At 50.0% G+C, this 14987-nt stretch carries 14 protein-coding genes; 8 read left to right on the top strand and 6 right to left on the bottom strand.

Annotated elements, in window-relative coordinates; translation table 11 throughout:
- The first annotated feature begins 3 nt into the window (after positions 1–3).
- Genes cobC through GN208_RS01565 form a run of 3 tightly spaced genes read left to right on the top strand, consistent with a single transcriptional unit; the run spans position 4 to position 2665 of the window.
- A complete protein-coding gene (cobC, locus tag GN208_RS01575) occupies positions 4–630 on the top strand; it encodes an alpha-ribazole phosphatase (RefSeq protein ID WP_004236168.1) in 627 nt (208 codons plus the stop codon).
- 30 nt (positions 631–660) lie between these two features.
- Positions 661–1722: a nicotinate-nucleotide--dimethylbenzimidazole phosphoribosyltransferase gene (gene cobT / locus GN208_RS01570; protein WP_061057276.1), complete on the top strand. Its 1062-nt coding sequence runs from the start codon at positions 661–663 to the stop codon at positions 1720–1722.
- A gap of 31 nt (positions 1723–1753) precedes the next feature.
- Positions 1754–2665 carry a LysR substrate-binding domain-containing protein gene (locus GN208_RS01565; RefSeq protein ID WP_004236170.1) on the top strand — a complete coding sequence of 304 codons (912 nt, stop codon included), beginning with the start codon at positions 1754–1756 and terminating at the stop codon, positions 2663–2665.
- A gap of 43 nt (positions 2666–2708) precedes the next feature.
- Here the strand turns inward: GN208_RS01565 and GN208_RS01560 are convergent, their stop codons facing one another.
- The 5 genes from GN208_RS01560 to GN208_RS01540 all read right to left on the bottom strand — a co-directional run bounded on the left by GN208_RS01560 (position 2709) and on the right by GN208_RS01540 (position 9061).
- Positions 2709–3461: a M48 family metalloprotease gene (locus GN208_RS01560; protein WP_004236171.1), complete on the bottom strand. Its 753-nt coding sequence runs from the start codon at positions 3459–3461 to the stop codon at positions 2709–2711.
- Positions 3462–3634: 173 nt separating this feature from the next.
- Positions 3635–4225: a cob(I)yrinic acid a,c-diamide adenosyltransferase gene (gene cobO / locus GN208_RS01555; protein WP_004236172.1), complete on the bottom strand. Its 591-nt coding sequence runs from the start codon at positions 4223–4225 to the stop codon at positions 3635–3637.
- A 26-nt stretch (positions 4226–4251) separates the two neighbouring features.
- Positions 4252–5910: a fumarate hydratase gene (locus tag GN208_RS01550; protein ID WP_004236173.1), complete on the bottom strand. Its 1659-nt coding sequence runs from the start codon at positions 5908–5910 to the stop codon at positions 4252–4254.
- A gap of 446 nt (positions 5911–6356) precedes the next feature.
- A complete protein-coding gene (locus GN208_RS01545) occupies positions 6357–7655 on the bottom strand; it encodes a dicarboxylate/amino acid:cation symporter (protein WP_004236174.1) in 1299 nt (432 codons plus the stop codon).
- Between the two features lie 512 nt (positions 7656–8167).
- Positions 8168–9061 carry a hypothetical protein gene (locus GN208_RS01540; protein ID WP_243828278.1) on the bottom strand — a complete coding sequence of 298 codons (894 nt, stop codon included), beginning with the start codon at positions 9059–9061 and terminating at the stop codon, positions 8168–8170.
- Positions 9062–9450: 389 nt separating this feature from the next.
- Here GN208_RS01540 and GN208_RS01535 point away from each other — a divergent pair, with 389 nt between their 5' ends.
- Together GN208_RS01535 and GN208_RS01530 are read left to right on the top strand one after the other, a co-directional pair.
- Positions 9451–10101, top strand: a complete 651-nt coding sequence (locus GN208_RS01535; protein WP_004236178.1) for a LysE family transporter — start codon at positions 9451–9453, stop codon at positions 10099–10101.
- Between the two features lie 18 nt (positions 10102–10119).
- Entirely contained in the window at positions 10120–11061 is a 942-nt protein-coding gene (locus GN208_RS01530; RefSeq protein ID WP_015422469.1) for an alpha/beta fold hydrolase, read from the top strand.
- Positions 11062–11085: 24 nt separating this feature from the next.
- Here the strand turns inward: GN208_RS01530 and GN208_RS01525 are convergent, their stop codons facing one another.
- Entirely contained in the window at positions 11086–11682 is a 597-nt protein-coding gene (locus GN208_RS01525) for a TetR/AcrR family transcriptional regulator (RefSeq protein ID WP_004236180.1), read from the bottom strand.
- Between the two features lie 79 nt (positions 11683–11761).
- On the opposite strand from GN208_RS01525, the gene GN208_RS01520 reads away from it, so the two are divergent.
- The 3 genes from GN208_RS01520 (at position 11762) to GN208_RS01510 (ending at position 14808) form a co-directional block, all read left to right on the top strand.
- Positions 11762–12700 (top strand): helix-turn-helix domain-containing protein, encoded by a 939-nt coding sequence (locus tag GN208_RS01520; RefSeq protein ID WP_004236181.1) that lies wholly within the window; start codon positions 11762–11764, stop codon positions 12698–12700.
- 193 nt (positions 12701–12893) lie between these two features.
- Complete coding sequence (locus GN208_RS01515) at positions 12894–14366, top strand: anion permease (protein WP_004236182.1); 1473 nt, start codon at positions 12894–12896, stop codon at positions 14364–14366.
- Positions 14367–14481: 115 nt separating this feature from the next.
- The gene (locus GN208_RS01510; RefSeq protein WP_101924402.1) at positions 14482–14808 is read left to right on the top strand and encodes a hypothetical protein; all 327 of its coding nucleotides are present in this window, start codon (positions 14482–14484) and stop codon (positions 14806–14808) included.
- Positions 14809–14987: the final 179 nt, after the last annotated feature.

Raw genomic sequence — 14987 nt, 5'->3', positions numbered from 1 at the left:
CAGATGAGTATCAGCCGCTTTATTCTTGTCCGCCACGGGGAAACCGCCGGGAACAAAGACGGTTTGTTCTACGGCAGCACTGATTTACCGCTGACGGAACACGGCCACCGCCAGGCAGCCAGCGTAGCCGCTTATCTGCAGGATATTCAGATAGATACTATACTGATCAGTGAATTGCAGCGGGCAAAACAGACAGCGGAATACATCCGCGCCCCGGAAACTCATCACTATCACTGCGACCCGCGCCTCAATGAAATGCACTTCGGCGAGTGGGAAATGCAGCATTACAGTGAGATTGCCGCCCGTTACCCGGCGGACTGGGAAACCTGGATGAATGACTGGCTGCATGCCGCACCGACCGGCGGCGAGCCGTTTCCGCAGTTTGCGGCGAGGGTTCAGGCGGTGGCGGATGAACTGCGCCGGGAAGCATCAGAAACCCCGGCAACCCGGCTGATTGTCGCCCACAAGGGCGTGCTCGGGCTTATCATCACCCGCTGGTTCGGCCTGCCCGCAGAGGCCATGTGGCAGTTCCCCTGTGAACAGGACAGTTACAGTGTGGCGGAATGCCGCGACGGATTTATGACGTTAGCTGTGTTTAACGGGCGATCATGTTTTACGCCTGTTGTTTGATTATAAAAATATAATGTGAGCATAAAAACAATGACAACACTGAAAGACCTGATCCGTGCGATCCCGCCTCTGGATCACACGGCCATGCAGGCGGCAGAGCAGCATATCAACGGATTGGCCAAGCCGCCGCGCAGTCTCGGCCGCCTGGAAGATCTGGCGGTACATCTTGCCGGAATGCCGGGAATTGACCATCCGGATAATCTGCCGAAAGAAATTATTGTGATGTGTGCGGATCACGGCGTATTTGCAGAAGGTGTCGCCGTCACCCCGCAGGAAGTCACCGCTATCCAGGCCCGCAATATTCAGAAACAGCTGACCGGCGTCTGCGCGGTTGCCCGCAGCAACGGCACCAGCGTGCTGCCGGTGGATATCGGCATTGACTGCGATCCTATCGATGACATGATTTCCCTGAAACTGGCACGCGGCTGCGGCAATATCGCCAAAGGCCCGGCAATGTCTTATGCCGATGCAGAACATCTGCTGATTGCCAGTGCAGAGCTGGTAAAACAGCGGGTTGCCGCCGGGATCCGCGTTGTCGGCACCGGGGAACTGGGGATCGCCAATACCACCCCGGCGTCTGCGATGATCAGCGTCCTGTGCGGGCTTGATCCGCATGATACCGTCGGTATCGGCGCCAATCTGCCGCTGGATCGCGTCTCGCACAAAGAAGCGATCGTCAGACAGGCTATCGCGCTGAACAAGCCGGATCCTGCAGATGCCATTGATGTGCTCGCCAAAGTCGGCGGGTATGATCTGACCGGGATGACCGGTGTGATTCTGGGTGCCGCAGCCTGCGGCATTCCTGTCGTGCTCGACGGCTTTTTATCTTACGCCTGCGCCATCGCGGCCTGCCGTCTGGCCCCTGCTGTCCGGGACTATCTTATCCCGTCCCACTTTTCCGCCGAGAAAGGCGCGGGTATCGCGCTTGAGCAGCTCGGTCTGAAACCTTTTTTATATTTGGATCTCCGGCTGGGTGAAGGCAGCGGCGCGGCATTAGCCATGTCCGTTATTAATGCCGCATGCAGCATGTATTGTCATATGGGGCATCAGGCCGGGAGTGGTTTCACTCTGCCGCCATCCCCCACCCGGTAAAATGGATTATATTTTTAGGGAGTAAAACGCCATGCGAAAGAAGATCCCGAAAACGGATTTACTGATCACCTTCGAAGCTGTCGCACAGTATGAGAGCTACACCCGGGCAGCCGAAGAGTTATCACTGACCCAGAGTGCGGTTTTCCGTCAGATCGCCGCGCTGGAAGAATTTCTGAATGTGTCGCTGTTTCATCACGTCCGCAAACGTATTTTCCTCAGTGATGCCGGAAAGCATTACCTCGGGCTGGTGCATGACACGCTGGATAAGCTGGAAAAAGACACCCAGGATATTATGTCCTGGCAGTCATCACAGCAGCTGTTTGAGCTGGCGGTAACACCGACCTTCAGCACACACTGGCTGATCCCGAACCTGCAGAGCTTCCGTGAGAAACATCCGGAAATCGCATTAAGTATCAGCGCATTAACCACACCGGCGGACTTTACCAGCCTGAAATACGATGCGGCAATCATGCGTGAGGATTTCTGTAATCCGTGGCCGGATTTTGAATATCTGTTTGAGGAAGAGCTGGTACCGGTCTGCAGCCGCATGCTGTGGCGGGATGACAGTATCAAACTCACCACCAGCCAGGTGCTGGAAGAGTTTACTCTGCTGCATCAGACCACCCGCCTCGATGCCTGGAGTGACTGGTTCCAGCTCTCGGGCATTCACAACCCGAAAACCCGGGTCGGCCCGCGCTTTGATCTGCTTTCGATGCTGATCTCCGCTATCCGCTCAAATCTCGGTGTGGCGCTGCTGCCGCGTTTTGCTATCCAGAAAGATCTGGAAAACGGCGATCTGGTGATCCCGTGCGACCTGCCGATGAGCACCGGCAACCGCTTTGTTCTCACCTATAAAGAGGACAAAAAAGGATCACTCAACCTGCGGAAATTCAGTGACTGGATCCACGAGAAATCGCGGGAAAAAGAACTGATTCTGTCTTAAATAAAAAAGGTGGCTCAGCCACCTTTTTTATTATCCGGAATACTTACTGTTTATCTGCCGCGATCCGGTTGCGGATATTCTCTGCGCGCTCTGCGGTCGGCGGGTGAGAATCAAATATGCTGTTCTGCCCTTTATCCATTTTCGCAAGCTTTTCAAACCCGGTGGCCAGACCTTCCGTTGAAATGCCGCGTTTTTTCAGCAGATCATAGGAATAATTGTCCGCTTCCGTTTCCTGACGCTGTGAGAACTGCGCATTAACCAGTTTGATACCCATATCAGCAAACTGAGAATTACTCAGTTCAGACGCCAGACCGCCCGCTGAACCCGCCGCGGTTTTTGCCGCCACCGCAGCATAGGCAACCTGCATTGCTTTACGGGTGTGACCCAGGCCGACGTGTCCTAATTCATGCCCCAGGACACCTTCGATTTCATTATCATTCATGATATCCATCAGACCGCTGTAAACACGGACACAACCGTTCGCCATCGCCCAGGCATTCGGTTCATTGGTCATATAGACCTTGTAATTCACTTTTGTGCCGTTCACATCGGAACCTAATGATTTGGCGATTTTGTCCATGCGTGCCGCGTATTTTCCGGAGGCCGGTGCAATGTTATTTTTTGCGTCCATCTCTTTGCAGGCACCGTCCGTCAGTTTCACCATATCCGCATCGGTTAAGGTGGCCGCCTGAAATAACTGGCCGCCGGACTGTGCCAGGGTGTCATAATTCATATTCTGGCAACCGGCCAGAACAACAGCGGATACCGCAAGGGCTGAGATCGTCTTTAATTTCATTCTGTCTGCTTCCGTTTACTCAGTATTTTTACGGATGCAAAGGTATCAATTTATGTTCATCCGCTGCCAGCAGTCTATTCCGAAAAACAAAGCGCAGCACTGCCGGACCGGCAAAAAAAATCGCCCCGTATAAACGGAGCGATTGTGATAACAGACTGTATTTACGGGATGAATTACCAGTCGATACCTTTCTGTGCCTGAATACCACTGTCAAACGCGTGTTTAACCGGACGCAGCTCACTGACGGTGTCTGCCAGATCCGTGATATCGCGGTGACATCCCCGGCCGGTAATAATCACGCTCTGGTTTTCTGGGCGATTTTTCAGGTAACTGATAATCTCATCCAGGTCGATATAGCCGTAGCGCACCATGTACGTCAGTTCATCCAGCACCACGAGGTCATAGGACGGATCCTCTAACATCGCTTTGCCGAACTGCCATACTTCCTGTGCCGCTTTGGTATCGCCTTCTTTGTCCTGCGTGTTCCAGGTAAAACCGGTGGCCATGATATGGAATTCAACCCCCAGTTTTTCCAGCACATTGCGCTCGCCGCATTCCCACTGGCCTTTGATAAACTGCACCACGCCCACTTTCATACCGTGTCCGGCGGCGCGGGTCGCGGTACCAAAGGCCGCAGTAGATTTCCCTTTCCCGTTACCGGTGAAGACCATCAGGACTCCGCCGGTCTTCTGAGCCGCGGCAACGCGCCCGTCGACATGCTCTTTCAGTTTCTGTTGCCGTTGTTGATAACGTTCGTCGCTCATGCAAACTCCTCAGGGAAAGTGTTGGCTCAGGCAGGCTGGCCTGCCACGCATTTCTCACATTTTTTCGTCTGAACCTGTTCGAAGAAGTTATTCCCTTTGTCATCCACCAGGATAAAGGCCGGGAGCCCTTCCACTTCCATTTTCCAGACTGCTTCCATACCCAGTTCAGGGTATTCCAGAATATCCAGGCTCTTCACATATTCCTGAGCCAGAATCGCCGCAGAACCGCCGATACTGCCCAGATAGAAGCCGCCGTGTGCTTTACAGGAATCGGTCACCGCCTGACTGCGGTTTCCTTTTGCCAGCATCAGCATACTGCCGCCCTGCGACTGGAACAAGTCCACATACGGATCCATCCGGTTACCGGTGGTCGGGCCGAGAGAGCCGGAGACCAGGTCTTCCGGTTTTTTCGCCGGACCCGCATAGTACACCATATGATCTTTGAAATACTGCGGTAATCCCTGTCCGCTGTCCAGGCGCTCTTTCAGTTTCATATGCGCGATATCACGGGCAATGATGAGCGGGCCGCTGAGAGAGACGCGGGTGGAGACCGGATACTTGCTCAGCTCTTTGAGGATTTCCGCCATCGGCCGGTTCAGATCGATACTGACCATGTCGCTTTCATTCTCTTTGCGCATGGATTCCGGAATGTAACTTGCCGGATTGTATTCCAGTTTCTCCAGCCAGATCCCGTCTTTGGTGATCTTGCCTTTGATGTTACGGTCAGACGAACAGGACAGTGCCAGACCAATCGGGCAGGAACCGCCGTGACGCGGCAGACGGATCACACGGATATCATGGGCGAAATATTTACCGCCAAACTGGGCACCGAAGCCGAACTCACGGGTGGCTTCCAGCAGTTCCTGCTCCAGCTCGCGATCGCGGAAGGCGCGTCCCAGCTCATTACCGGTATCCGGCAGATTGTCATAATATTTGGTGGACGCCAGTTTCACCGTTTTCAGGTTCATTTCCGGTGAGGTGCCGCCGATACAGAACGCAATATGGTACGGCGGGCAGGCAGTGGTACCGAGATACTTCATTTTGTCGATCAGGAATGCTTTCAGGCGATCATGTTCCAGAATGGCCTTGGTTTCCTGATACAGCGCGGTTTTGTTGGCAGAGCCACCGCCTTTATTGATAAACAGGAAGTGATATTCCGCGCCTTCGGTGGCCAGGATATCAATCTGTGCAGGTAAGTTGGTGCCGGTATTCACTTCCGTGTACATATCCAGCGCTGCGTTCTGTGAATAACGCAGGTTTTCACGCTGGAATGTGTTGTAAATACCACGGGATAAGCATTCCGCATCGTTGACGCCGGTCCATACCTGCTGGCCTTTTTTCGCCACGATAGTCGCGGTGCCGGTATCCTGACAGTTCGGCAGAACTCCTTTGGCAGAGATTTCCGCATTGCGCAGCAGTTGCAGCGCGACATATTTGTCGTTTTCGCTGGCTTCAGGGTCGCTTAAAATCTGTGCAACCTGTTTCTGATGTGCCGGACGGAGGAAATAGGAGGCATCATGCACGGCCTGCTGGGCAATCAGCGTCAGCGCTTCAGGTTCAACCTTAAGCATCTCACGGCCTTCAAATGTCGCCGTGGAAACGTGCTCCCTGCTCAGCAGATAATAGTCCGTTTTATCTTCCGATAACGGGAATGGCTCCTGATACTCAAAAGTTTTATTTGTCATTATATTCACTCGTATTAAATCAGAAAAATGAAGAACCTATTGACTCACAATTTAAAAAATAAAATTACCTGTCCCGATTATGGTGGCTTATTATGCACGAAAACAAATGATTAAAATGAAGAAGTTGGTGAATTTCATGAAGGAACAGACACGTATCACACCATTTTAATATCATTATTAAATCCGTTTAAAAACAAAGTAATAAACCATAAATTAACGATTTCAAAATGAGAAAATAACATATTATCGTTACATTTGATGATTGAATTAAATTTATAAAATAAAAAACCAAAGTTTATTTTAATAAAAATGAGATCTTAATACGGAAATACAGAATAATGAAAATGTAAAAGTGTTAAGCGGGTCATGAGATACAAACTGCAGATATAAAAAAACACAGGTGAAAATCGGTACCTGTGTTTTTTTTCATACAGAGAATAGGTTCTTCAGCCTGCTTTTTTCAGCGGCTCCGGTTCTGCCATCTCAACAACCGCTACCGGCGGTTTTCCGTGACAGCCTTCCCCGTAATGCTCGCCTTCCCAGCGCCCGACAATCGCCGCGCCCATCGCATTACTCATCACGTTGGTCGCGGAGCGGCCCATATCCAGGAACGGATCGACTCCCATCAGCAGAATTAACCCGGCTTCCGGGATATTAAACTGTGTCAGTGTGGCGGCAATCACCACCAGCGAGGCACGCGGCACACCCGCCATACCTTTGGATGTCAGCATCAGGATCAGCAACATTGTAATCTGATCTCCCATGGAAATCTCAATATTACAGGCCTGGGCGATAAAGATAACCGCAAAAGAGCAGTACGCCATAGAGCCGACGAGGTTAAAGGAGTAGCCAATCGGCAGTACAAAGCTGGCGATTTTATTGGAGACACCGAACTGCTCGAGCTGCTTCAGTGTGCCCGGAAACGCCGCTTCAGAGCTGGAGGTGGTAAATGCCAGCAGCGCCGGCTCAGCGATCCCTTTGGTCAGCCGCAGAATACAGCGCCCCACGATCAGAACTGCCAGACCGATTAACACCAGCCATAATGTTGCCAGTGTCAGGTAGAATTCACCCATAAAAATACCGGCTTCCAGCAGCACCACCAGCCCGCGCTCGGCGATCATACCGGAAATGGCGGCAAAAACCGTCAGCGGGGCGAACAGCATGACATAGCCGGTCAGTTTCAGCATCAGGCTGACCACGGACTCCAGCAGTGTCAGAATCGGTTTTCCTTTCTCACCGATAGCGGAAAGCGCAATCCCCATAAAAATAGAGAAAACAACAATCTGTAAAATCTCATTACGGGCCATGGCATCAACGATACTGGTCGGGATCAGATGGGCGATAAAGTTTTTCACCGAAAACGCGGCGGTCGCCACATTGTCCACCACCGTATCCGCCGGTGCCACAAAGTTAATTCCCGCACCCGGTTTAAGCAGGTTAACAATCACCAGCCCGAGTGTGATGGAAATAAAAGAAGCGCAGACAAATAAAAACAACGTCTTGGAGAAAACCCGGCCAAGTGTCCGCGCATCCCCCATTTTTGCAATACCCACCACCAGCGTGGAGAGGATCAGCGGCGCGATAATCATTTTAATGAGTCGCAGGAAAATATCTGTCACCACTGAGATATCAGCAGAATATTGCTGATTAAACCCGGGTGTGGCCAGTTTGTTCAGCGCAAAGCCGACAATCACCCCGATAAATAACGCAGCCACAATCCAGGTCGTTAAACTTCTTGACTTCATACTATCTCCATAATGCTGATGTACTTAATCCCCCGGAGACTTTAAAAAATCTGATTAATTTCTTCTGAGCCTGACGGCCGCAGAAAAAATCATGAGCAGAAAGTGAGGGAGTTCAGAACAAAACTGACATCTGCCTTTAACAAAATAAACAATAAAATACACCGCTATTAACATAGTGATGTGCTATTTTACCGGGCGGACCGTACATTATTCCGCCATTACTTTGTTGCAGATAAAGGATTCCGTAACAGATGTTACGTAATAAAGTGTGTTTTAAACTATTATTTACATCAGATTAACACCGATGTTGTTTTTTTATACCAACGGCCTGTTTTCAGATGAAAAATACGGCTCTCCTGAAATCATACTCCTTTTTTATTTGATGTCCCTCTCTTTATTGTTTAATTTTTTGTTGCTGATAAAACCAGCAACTCATTATTTTTCATTAAAATTTTTAATAAAAAAGGGCCGCGTAATAATGCGGCCCTTTCAGGAACTGAATGAAAAATCACTTATTTCGGCAGAACCCCGAAGGCGCGGAAATTGCCGGTCTGCGTGATAAAGGTGTTGTAATATTCATTTTCCGCCACCGTATTGGATGATGCGGACCCGGCAGACGCGGATACCAGATCCATGGTGGTCTGGTGGATCTCTTTATTCAGCTTGTCGTGAATATCCGGATTATCAGATTCGTTAATCTGCTTCAGCAGGCCGGTTAATTTCAGCGCCTGTTTATGTGTTTCCGCATCTTTAAACTGCGGCTCCGGAATGGTGTAATCGAAGGTCATATTGACGGTATCTTTCAGCTCTTCACCCGGCGCAACCGGCTGTAATTTTTCGCCGTAATCCGATTCGATATAGGCGACCAGTTCCGCTTTATCAAAACATTTGGTTTTAATATTACCGACAGACTGGCGGTTACTGGTGGTAATTTCTTCCGGGAAGGCCGTACCGACAGGGTAACTGCAATTAAACAGATTGTGGTCAATCAGGGTGGCATTGCTGCTGCGCACCGGCATCTGTAAATCGTGACCGTTAATGGTGACATCATACAGAGCCGGTTTAAAGCGATCGCTCTGCCCTTCCACCGCATAGACCTCAGACAACATATAATAGACGTGATTATCCGGGTTAATAATACCGCCGCTGTTATTGTCATACACCATAAAATTCTGTTTCTCACCCTTCGCATTCTCAATGCTGTGCATACCCGGTGATAATTTCAGTTTCGCGGCGGTACCCGGTTCGGTGGTGTATTCTTTGTCATCCACTTTAAAGGTCAGTGTGGTGTCAGTCGGGTTGCTGTACCAGAATTCATTTTTCGTACTGTCCGGATCCAGACTGTCACAGGCGGCCATTAATAATACGGCAGAACCTAATACACTTAGTTTTATTGCGGTTTTCATAATCGGTCTCATCATATTGTTCTGAACACAGTCCCGATATTATCAATCCTTATTTACCCGGCATAGGATAAATTACCGCCAATTTCCGGCGGCTAAAAACACAATAATCAGGTAAAGCCGGAAAATAACAGGATGATGATTTATATCATCAGGCGTTATTGTGTTTTTTCCGCAGTTTCTTTTATGTTATCGCCAATCTGCATTATTACTGTCACCACCCGCGCAGCAGTAAAAAAGCAGATTATTTTAATTCGTTATTAATATTTAACTATTTGTCATCCGGTGATGTTATCGCACATTATGTGCACCCTGATAATATTTCTGTATGACAATTCCCGGTTCAGTGATATGTTTTTTTTATTACTTCATTTCTGTGCCGGATAATCATCATGATGATTTTTTTTGCTGTGGCGCTCGCTCACTTTATCGCTCTGATAAGCCCCGGGCCTGATTTTCTGCTGATTATAAAAAGCACCCTGCGTAACAGCAGACGGGTGGCATTTGGTGTTGTCTCCGGTATTGCCACTGCCAATGCACTGTATATTGTACTCTGCCTGGCCGGTGCAGGCGCTATCCTCGCACAATCTGTCACGCTGATGATTCTGATTAAATTGTTCGGCGGAATATTCCTGCTCTTTATCGCATGGCAGGCATTACGGGCAAAAAAATCTGATTACCGTTTTCTGATGGCACAGGCAGCCGAAGACAGAAATACACATCCGCAGAGTACATTTAAAAAAGAATTTCTGGTCGGCTTATCCTCCGGCCTGTTAAATCCCAAGAATTTATTATTCTATTTAAGTCTGTTTACTGTTGTGCTGGAAAGTCAGGATAATTCCGCACTATTTAAAACCGGTATTGCACTCTGGATGGTGATGGCCGTATTAATCTGGGACAGCCTGATTATGTATCTTCTGACCCGGCCTGCAGTACGTCAGCAATTTAATCGCTGTGCCTTCTGGATTGATAAAACCGCCGGTATTATTCTCGGTCTGGTCGGACTGAAAATTATTCATATGACATTTAAAAGCACGCCTTAACTTAATCAGGATATTACCGTGACTGCTGTTTTACGCCATTGTTTTACCGCCCTGCTGATTATTTTTATTTCATTGCAGACAGCTGCTGCCGGGAAAAATATCCCCGCTGAAATAAACGGCCTTAACGGCACACTGACACTGCCGGAAAACAGCACGCCGAAAGGTGTCATCCTGTTTATTGACGGTTCCGGCCCGGTGGATCGTGACGGTAACAGCCCGGGCAGTCAGACCGGTAATCTGCGGATGCTGGGCGATGCCCTGAGTGATGCCGGTTATATCACACTGCGGACCGACAAAGCCGGCACAGGTGCCGGTGCAGCAACCGTTAACCCGGCAGATATCACCTTTGCCGGTTATCTGCGGGATTATCAGGCGTGGTTCGGTTTTCTGCAAAAGCACTATCCGGATACCCCAGTGTATCTGCTCGGTCACAGTGAAGGCGCGTTATTTGCCACCCTGATGGCGCAACAACATAAACCGGCGGGGATTATCCTGGTTTCGCCTGCGGGATATACCATCGATATTATCCTGAAAAAACAAATGCGTGCTCAGCCATTCCCGCCGGAGGCGCTGGCCTATATCAACGATGTGATTGACCGGCTGAAAGCAGAGAAAACCACGGAAAACGTGCCGCCGTCTCTCAATATTCTGTTCGCCCCGGAATTACAGCGCTATTTTATGGAGTGGATGCAGTATGACCCGGCAGAAGAACTGGCAAAAGTGACCGTTCCGGGGCTGATTATTCAGGGTGGCCATGACTGTCAAATCCCTCCGGAAAACGGCGAACGGCTTATCCGTACCGCACCGGATAATCAGTATGCGGAGATAGCAACCATGAATCACGTTCTGAAAGCGACCCCTGCTGATTGTGCGGCAGCCATCGGCAGTTACAATAACCCGGCGCTGGCGCTGCACCCGGAACTGGTTCCTGCCATTACCCGGTTTTTATCCGCCCGCTGACATTATGTCAGCGGACGTATTCCGTCAGGATGTTTTTTTCAGTGTCTGCAGGAAGTTATTATAAATTTCGGTGAAATCATCTTTAAAACCGGGGAATTCCGCGAGACTTTTGATATTCAGGGTAATATGCATCATAAAACCGTGGATCAGGCTGCATAACAGATAAGAGTCATACTCTTTAATTGTCTGCTCTGCTTTCAGCTGACTGATAATATTATCCACCCGGCTGCTGATATAGCGCCGGTTAATATCCTCAAATTCATACCACCCGGCGACCGGCATCACTTCCTGAACCGGAATCAGTTCCCGGTAATGCTGTTCCAGATAATTCATGAAACTGCGGACAACAAGCCGCAGCTCTTCCCATTTATCCGCCAGAGGTTCAATATTATCGAGGACAGCACTGATTTTCTGTAATTGTATTTCATAGCAGTGCAATAACAGGTCACTTTTACTTTTAAAGTGGTGATAAAACGCCCCTTTTGTGACCCGTGCATCACGGGCAATTTCATCAATCGAAACGGACTGATAGCCTTTTTCAATAAAAAGTCCGTGTGCCGAAATCAGTAATGCCTGCCGCGTCCGTGCTGAATTTTCCTGTTGCCTGGTCAGTGTGTTCATGGTAAAAATGCCCTGTTACATACTATCAGTATGTAATCGTATCACAGTATTTTTTGGGTGCCAACAAACGGAAATCCTTATGCTTAAACATGATAACACTGTCACGGAATCCGTTGATTCCGTACCGGTCACCGATAAAGAACAGGATGACAATGCCTTTTATCTCAGTGTGATAAAAGACATTATTTTGTGGATTGAGCATAACCTGGATAAGTCACTGCAGCTGGATGTGGTGGCTGAACGTTCCGGCTATACCAAATGGTATTTTCAGCGGATTTTTAAACGCTTTACCGATATGACGCTGGCAGGCTATATCCGCCGCCGCCGTCTGACAAAAGCCGCCACCGAATTACGGCTGACCACACAAAACATCGGTGATATCGCGCTGAAGTATCAGTTTGATTCCCAGCAATCTTTTGCCCGGCGTTTTAAGGCGGTCTTTAATATGACCCCGACAGAATACCGCCGTAATCCCAACTGGGATCTGACGACGCTGCAACCGCCGGTACAACTGGAAATGCCGCCGCTGCCGCAACCGGACATTATTATACTGGATGATATCGCTGTTATGGAAAAAGGCTATCACTACCAGTCACCGCTGGATGAAATCGGCCATCTGCATGAAGAGATCCGCACGACATTCTGGCGTGATTTTATCCGTCTGGTGTCACCGGAACTTCCGCACTGTTATGTCCGCACCGCCTATGACAGAACATCAGATCAACCGGAATGTATTGCTATCGGCTATCATATCGGTGTGGATGATCCGGCCTTTATTGTGCAGGAAAACGAATTAACACCAGCGGTGATCAACCGCGGGAAATATGCAAAATTCCATTTTGACGGCTTATTCCGTGATTACCGGGATTTCACCTTCAATGTGTATTTATACGCGTTACCGCAACTCGGATTATGCCGCCGTCCGGGACTGGATATCGAAAAATATACCCGTACTGAAGCGATAACGGATAATCCGCCTGAGCATCTGTGCGTGGATTATTATATTCCGGTACTTTAATTCCCCGCATTTCTCCCTGTTCATGCCGGTTATTTTCTGTTACAGAAAAATAACCGGTATCTGACATAATATTGATTACGGTCAGTAAATCTCAGCACGGTTATTAACCTGTTGTAATATACTATAACCTTCATTAACTCAGTATAAATACGTCACCCTCCGGCAGTTAAATACAATTACCACGGACGGACCTATGAATAAACTGACTCCGCTGAAACCTGTTCCTTCCTTAATCGCTGTTCTTATTACCTGTATTATCTGGTTTGCTGTTCCGGTACCCGATGGTGTTGATCCTAATGCCTGGCATCTGCTCGCACTGTTTGTCGGCACAATTGCCGCGATTATCGGTAAAGCGATGCCTATCGGTGCCGTTTCCATGGTGGCGATTGCCCTTGTCGCCCTGACCGGCGTGACCAATCCCGGCTCCGCGAAAGCTGCGCTCGCTGATGCCCTGAGCGGCTTTTCCAATGAGCTTATCTGGCTTATCGGAGTCTCTATTATGGTTTCCCTCAGCCTGAATAAAACCGGGCTCGGGGCACGTATCGGGTACTATTTTATTTCCCTGTTCGGCAAGAAAACACTGGGTATCGCTTATTCCCTGGCGATCGCCGAAACCGTGCTGGCACCGGTCACTCCCAGTAATACTGCGCGCGGCGGCGGGATCATCCACCCGATTATGCGCTCTATCGCTGACAGTTTCGGTTCAAAAGCCGATGACGGCACCAGCGGGAAAATCGGCCGTTATCTGGCGTTGGTGAATTACAATACCAACCCTATCACGTCCGCCATGTTTATCACCGCCACCGCACCTAACCCGCTGATTGTCACTCTGATTGTACAGGAGGCCGGTAAAGGAGCAGAGCTGAGCTGGTCGATGTGGGCTGTGGCCGCATTTTTACCGGCGCTGATCTCGCTGATTACCATGCCGCTGGTGATCTATTTTCTGTATAAACCGGAGATCACCGCCACCCCGGATGCCCCGGAATTTGCCCGTGAGCGGATCCGCGAACTCGGCCCGGTGTCTCTGCCGGAAAAAATCACACTCGGGGTCTTTATCCTTCTGCTGGCATTGTGGGCCGGCGTGCCCGGCTGGCTGTTCGGCAGTGAATATAATGTGAACCCGACCACCGCCGCCTTTATCGGCCTTGCCGCCCTGTTGTGCAGCGGTGTGCTGAGCTGGGATGATGTGCTGAAAAACAAAGGGGCGTGGGATACCGTGGTCTGGTTCGCCGCGCTGGTGATGATGGCATCATTCCTCGGCAAACTCGGGCTGATAAAGTGGGTTTCCCTGACAGTCGGCGGCGGTATTGATCATCTCGGGATCGGCTGGACCGGCGGGATGCTGCTGCTGGTGCTGTTCTATGTCTATTCCCACTACTTTTTTGCCAGCACCACAGCGCATATCACCGCCATGTTCGCGGCATTTTATGCAGCCGGACTGGCACTCGGCGCACCACCGATGCTGCTCGGGCTGACCCTGGCGTTTTCCTCCTCGCTGATGATGTCACTGACTCATTACGGCACCGGCACCGCCCCGATTATTTTCGGTTCGGGTTACACCACCCTAGGTGAGTGGTGGAAAACCGGTCTGGTGATGAGCATCGTTAACCTGGTTATCTGGATTATCGCCGGCAGCCTGTGGTGGAAACTCCTCGGATACTGGTAACAGATTGACCGGCATCATCTTCCTGAGGGTATTCTTTGCCGAATTAAGAATTATCGCATAAAGAATACTTATATACTGACCCCGCAGTTTTTATCAGTGATAACACGGGGGGATGATGCAAAAGGAGATTGTGCAGCCGGTATCTGCGGACACCGGCGCGATTGAGCAGTCCGCGGATAATCCGTCGCCCTGTGCGCCGCTGACCCCGTCGGCGGAAACCCGCTATCTGAAAGCGATGGATCCGACTGACCGTTATCACTGCCGCTATAATCCGTCCTATGCTCTGCTGGATAACGCAGAGCCCGCGCCGGTCATTCCCGCAGCGCTGTTCCGCAGCGGGTGTCCGGCCACGCACTCATTCTGTCAGATGCGTCTGCAATGGCTGGCGGCCACCTGCGCCATTGATACCGCTGCAGAACATGCCCTCAGCGACTCACATTAATACGCGGCACAGCGGGTACTGATTATTGATAACGGCCATAATCCGCTGACCACGGCAGAGCTGGTCATCGCCGCTTATATCACCGGTACAAAATGACATCCGTCTGCGGTGAAATAACACACCGCCGGCTTACGCAGCCTGACATTTGATCTGCTATTATTATTTGTCTCAGCAAAATC

This window comes from Morganella sp. HSTU-ASny43 (genome assembly GCF_022819185.1).
In the GTDB taxonomy this organism is placed as follows: domain Bacteria; phylum Pseudomonadota; class Gammaproteobacteria; order Enterobacterales; family Enterobacteriaceae; genus Morganella; species Morganella morganii.
Note: the sequence above shows the minus strand (reverse complement) of the source record. Positions and strands in the feature narration are given on the sequence as shown.

What these genes read in the sequence shown, in the direction of transcription:
- cobC (WP_004236168.1), top strand. Translation starts at nt 4, where the DNA reads ATGAGTATCAGCCGCTTTATTCTTGTCCGCCACGGGGAAACCGCCGGG.
- cobT (WP_061057276.1), top strand. Translation starts at nt 661, where the DNA reads ATGACAACACTGAAAGACCTGATCCGTGCGATCCCGCCTCTGGATCAC.
- GN208_RS01565 (WP_004236170.1), top strand. Translation starts at nt 1,754, where the DNA reads ATGCGAAAGAAGATCCCGAAAACGGATTTACTGATCACCTTCGAAGCT.
- GN208_RS01560 (WP_004236171.1), bottom strand. Translation starts at nt 3,461, where the DNA reads ATGAAATTAAAGACGATCTCAGCCCTTGCGGTATCCGCTGTTGTTCTG.
- cobO (WP_004236172.1), bottom strand. Translation starts at nt 4,225, where the DNA reads ATGAGCGACGAACGTTATCAACAACGGCAACAGAAACTGAAAGAGCAT.
- GN208_RS01550 (WP_004236173.1), bottom strand. Translation starts at nt 5,910, where the DNA reads ATGACAAATAAAACTTTTGAGTATCAGGAGCCATTCCCGTTATCGGAA.
- GN208_RS01545 (WP_004236174.1), bottom strand. Translation starts at nt 7,655, where the DNA reads ATGAAGTCAAGAAGTTTAACGACCTGGATTGTGGCTGCGTTATTTATC.
- GN208_RS01540 (WP_243828278.1), bottom strand. Translation starts at nt 9,061, where the DNA reads ATGAAAACCGCAATAAAACTAAGTGTATTAGGTTCTGCCGTATTATTA.
- GN208_RS01535 (WP_004236178.1), top strand. Translation starts at nt 9,451, where the DNA reads ATGATGATTTTTTTTGCTGTGGCGCTCGCTCACTTTATCGCTCTGATA.
- GN208_RS01525 (WP_004236180.1), bottom strand. Translation starts at nt 11,682, where the DNA reads ATGAACACACTGACCAGGCAACAGGAAAATTCAGCACGGACGCGGCAG.
- GN208_RS01520 (WP_004236181.1), top strand. Translation starts at nt 11,762, where the DNA reads ATGCTTAAACATGATAACACTGTCACGGAATCCGTTGATTCCGTACCG.
- GN208_RS01515 (WP_004236182.1), top strand. Translation starts at nt 12,894, where the DNA reads ATGAATAAACTGACTCCGCTGAAACCTGTTCCTTCCTTAATCGCTGTT.
- GN208_RS01510 (WP_101924402.1), top strand. Translation starts at nt 14,482, where the DNA reads ATGCAAAAGGAGATTGTGCAGCCGGTATCTGCGGACACCGGCGCGATT.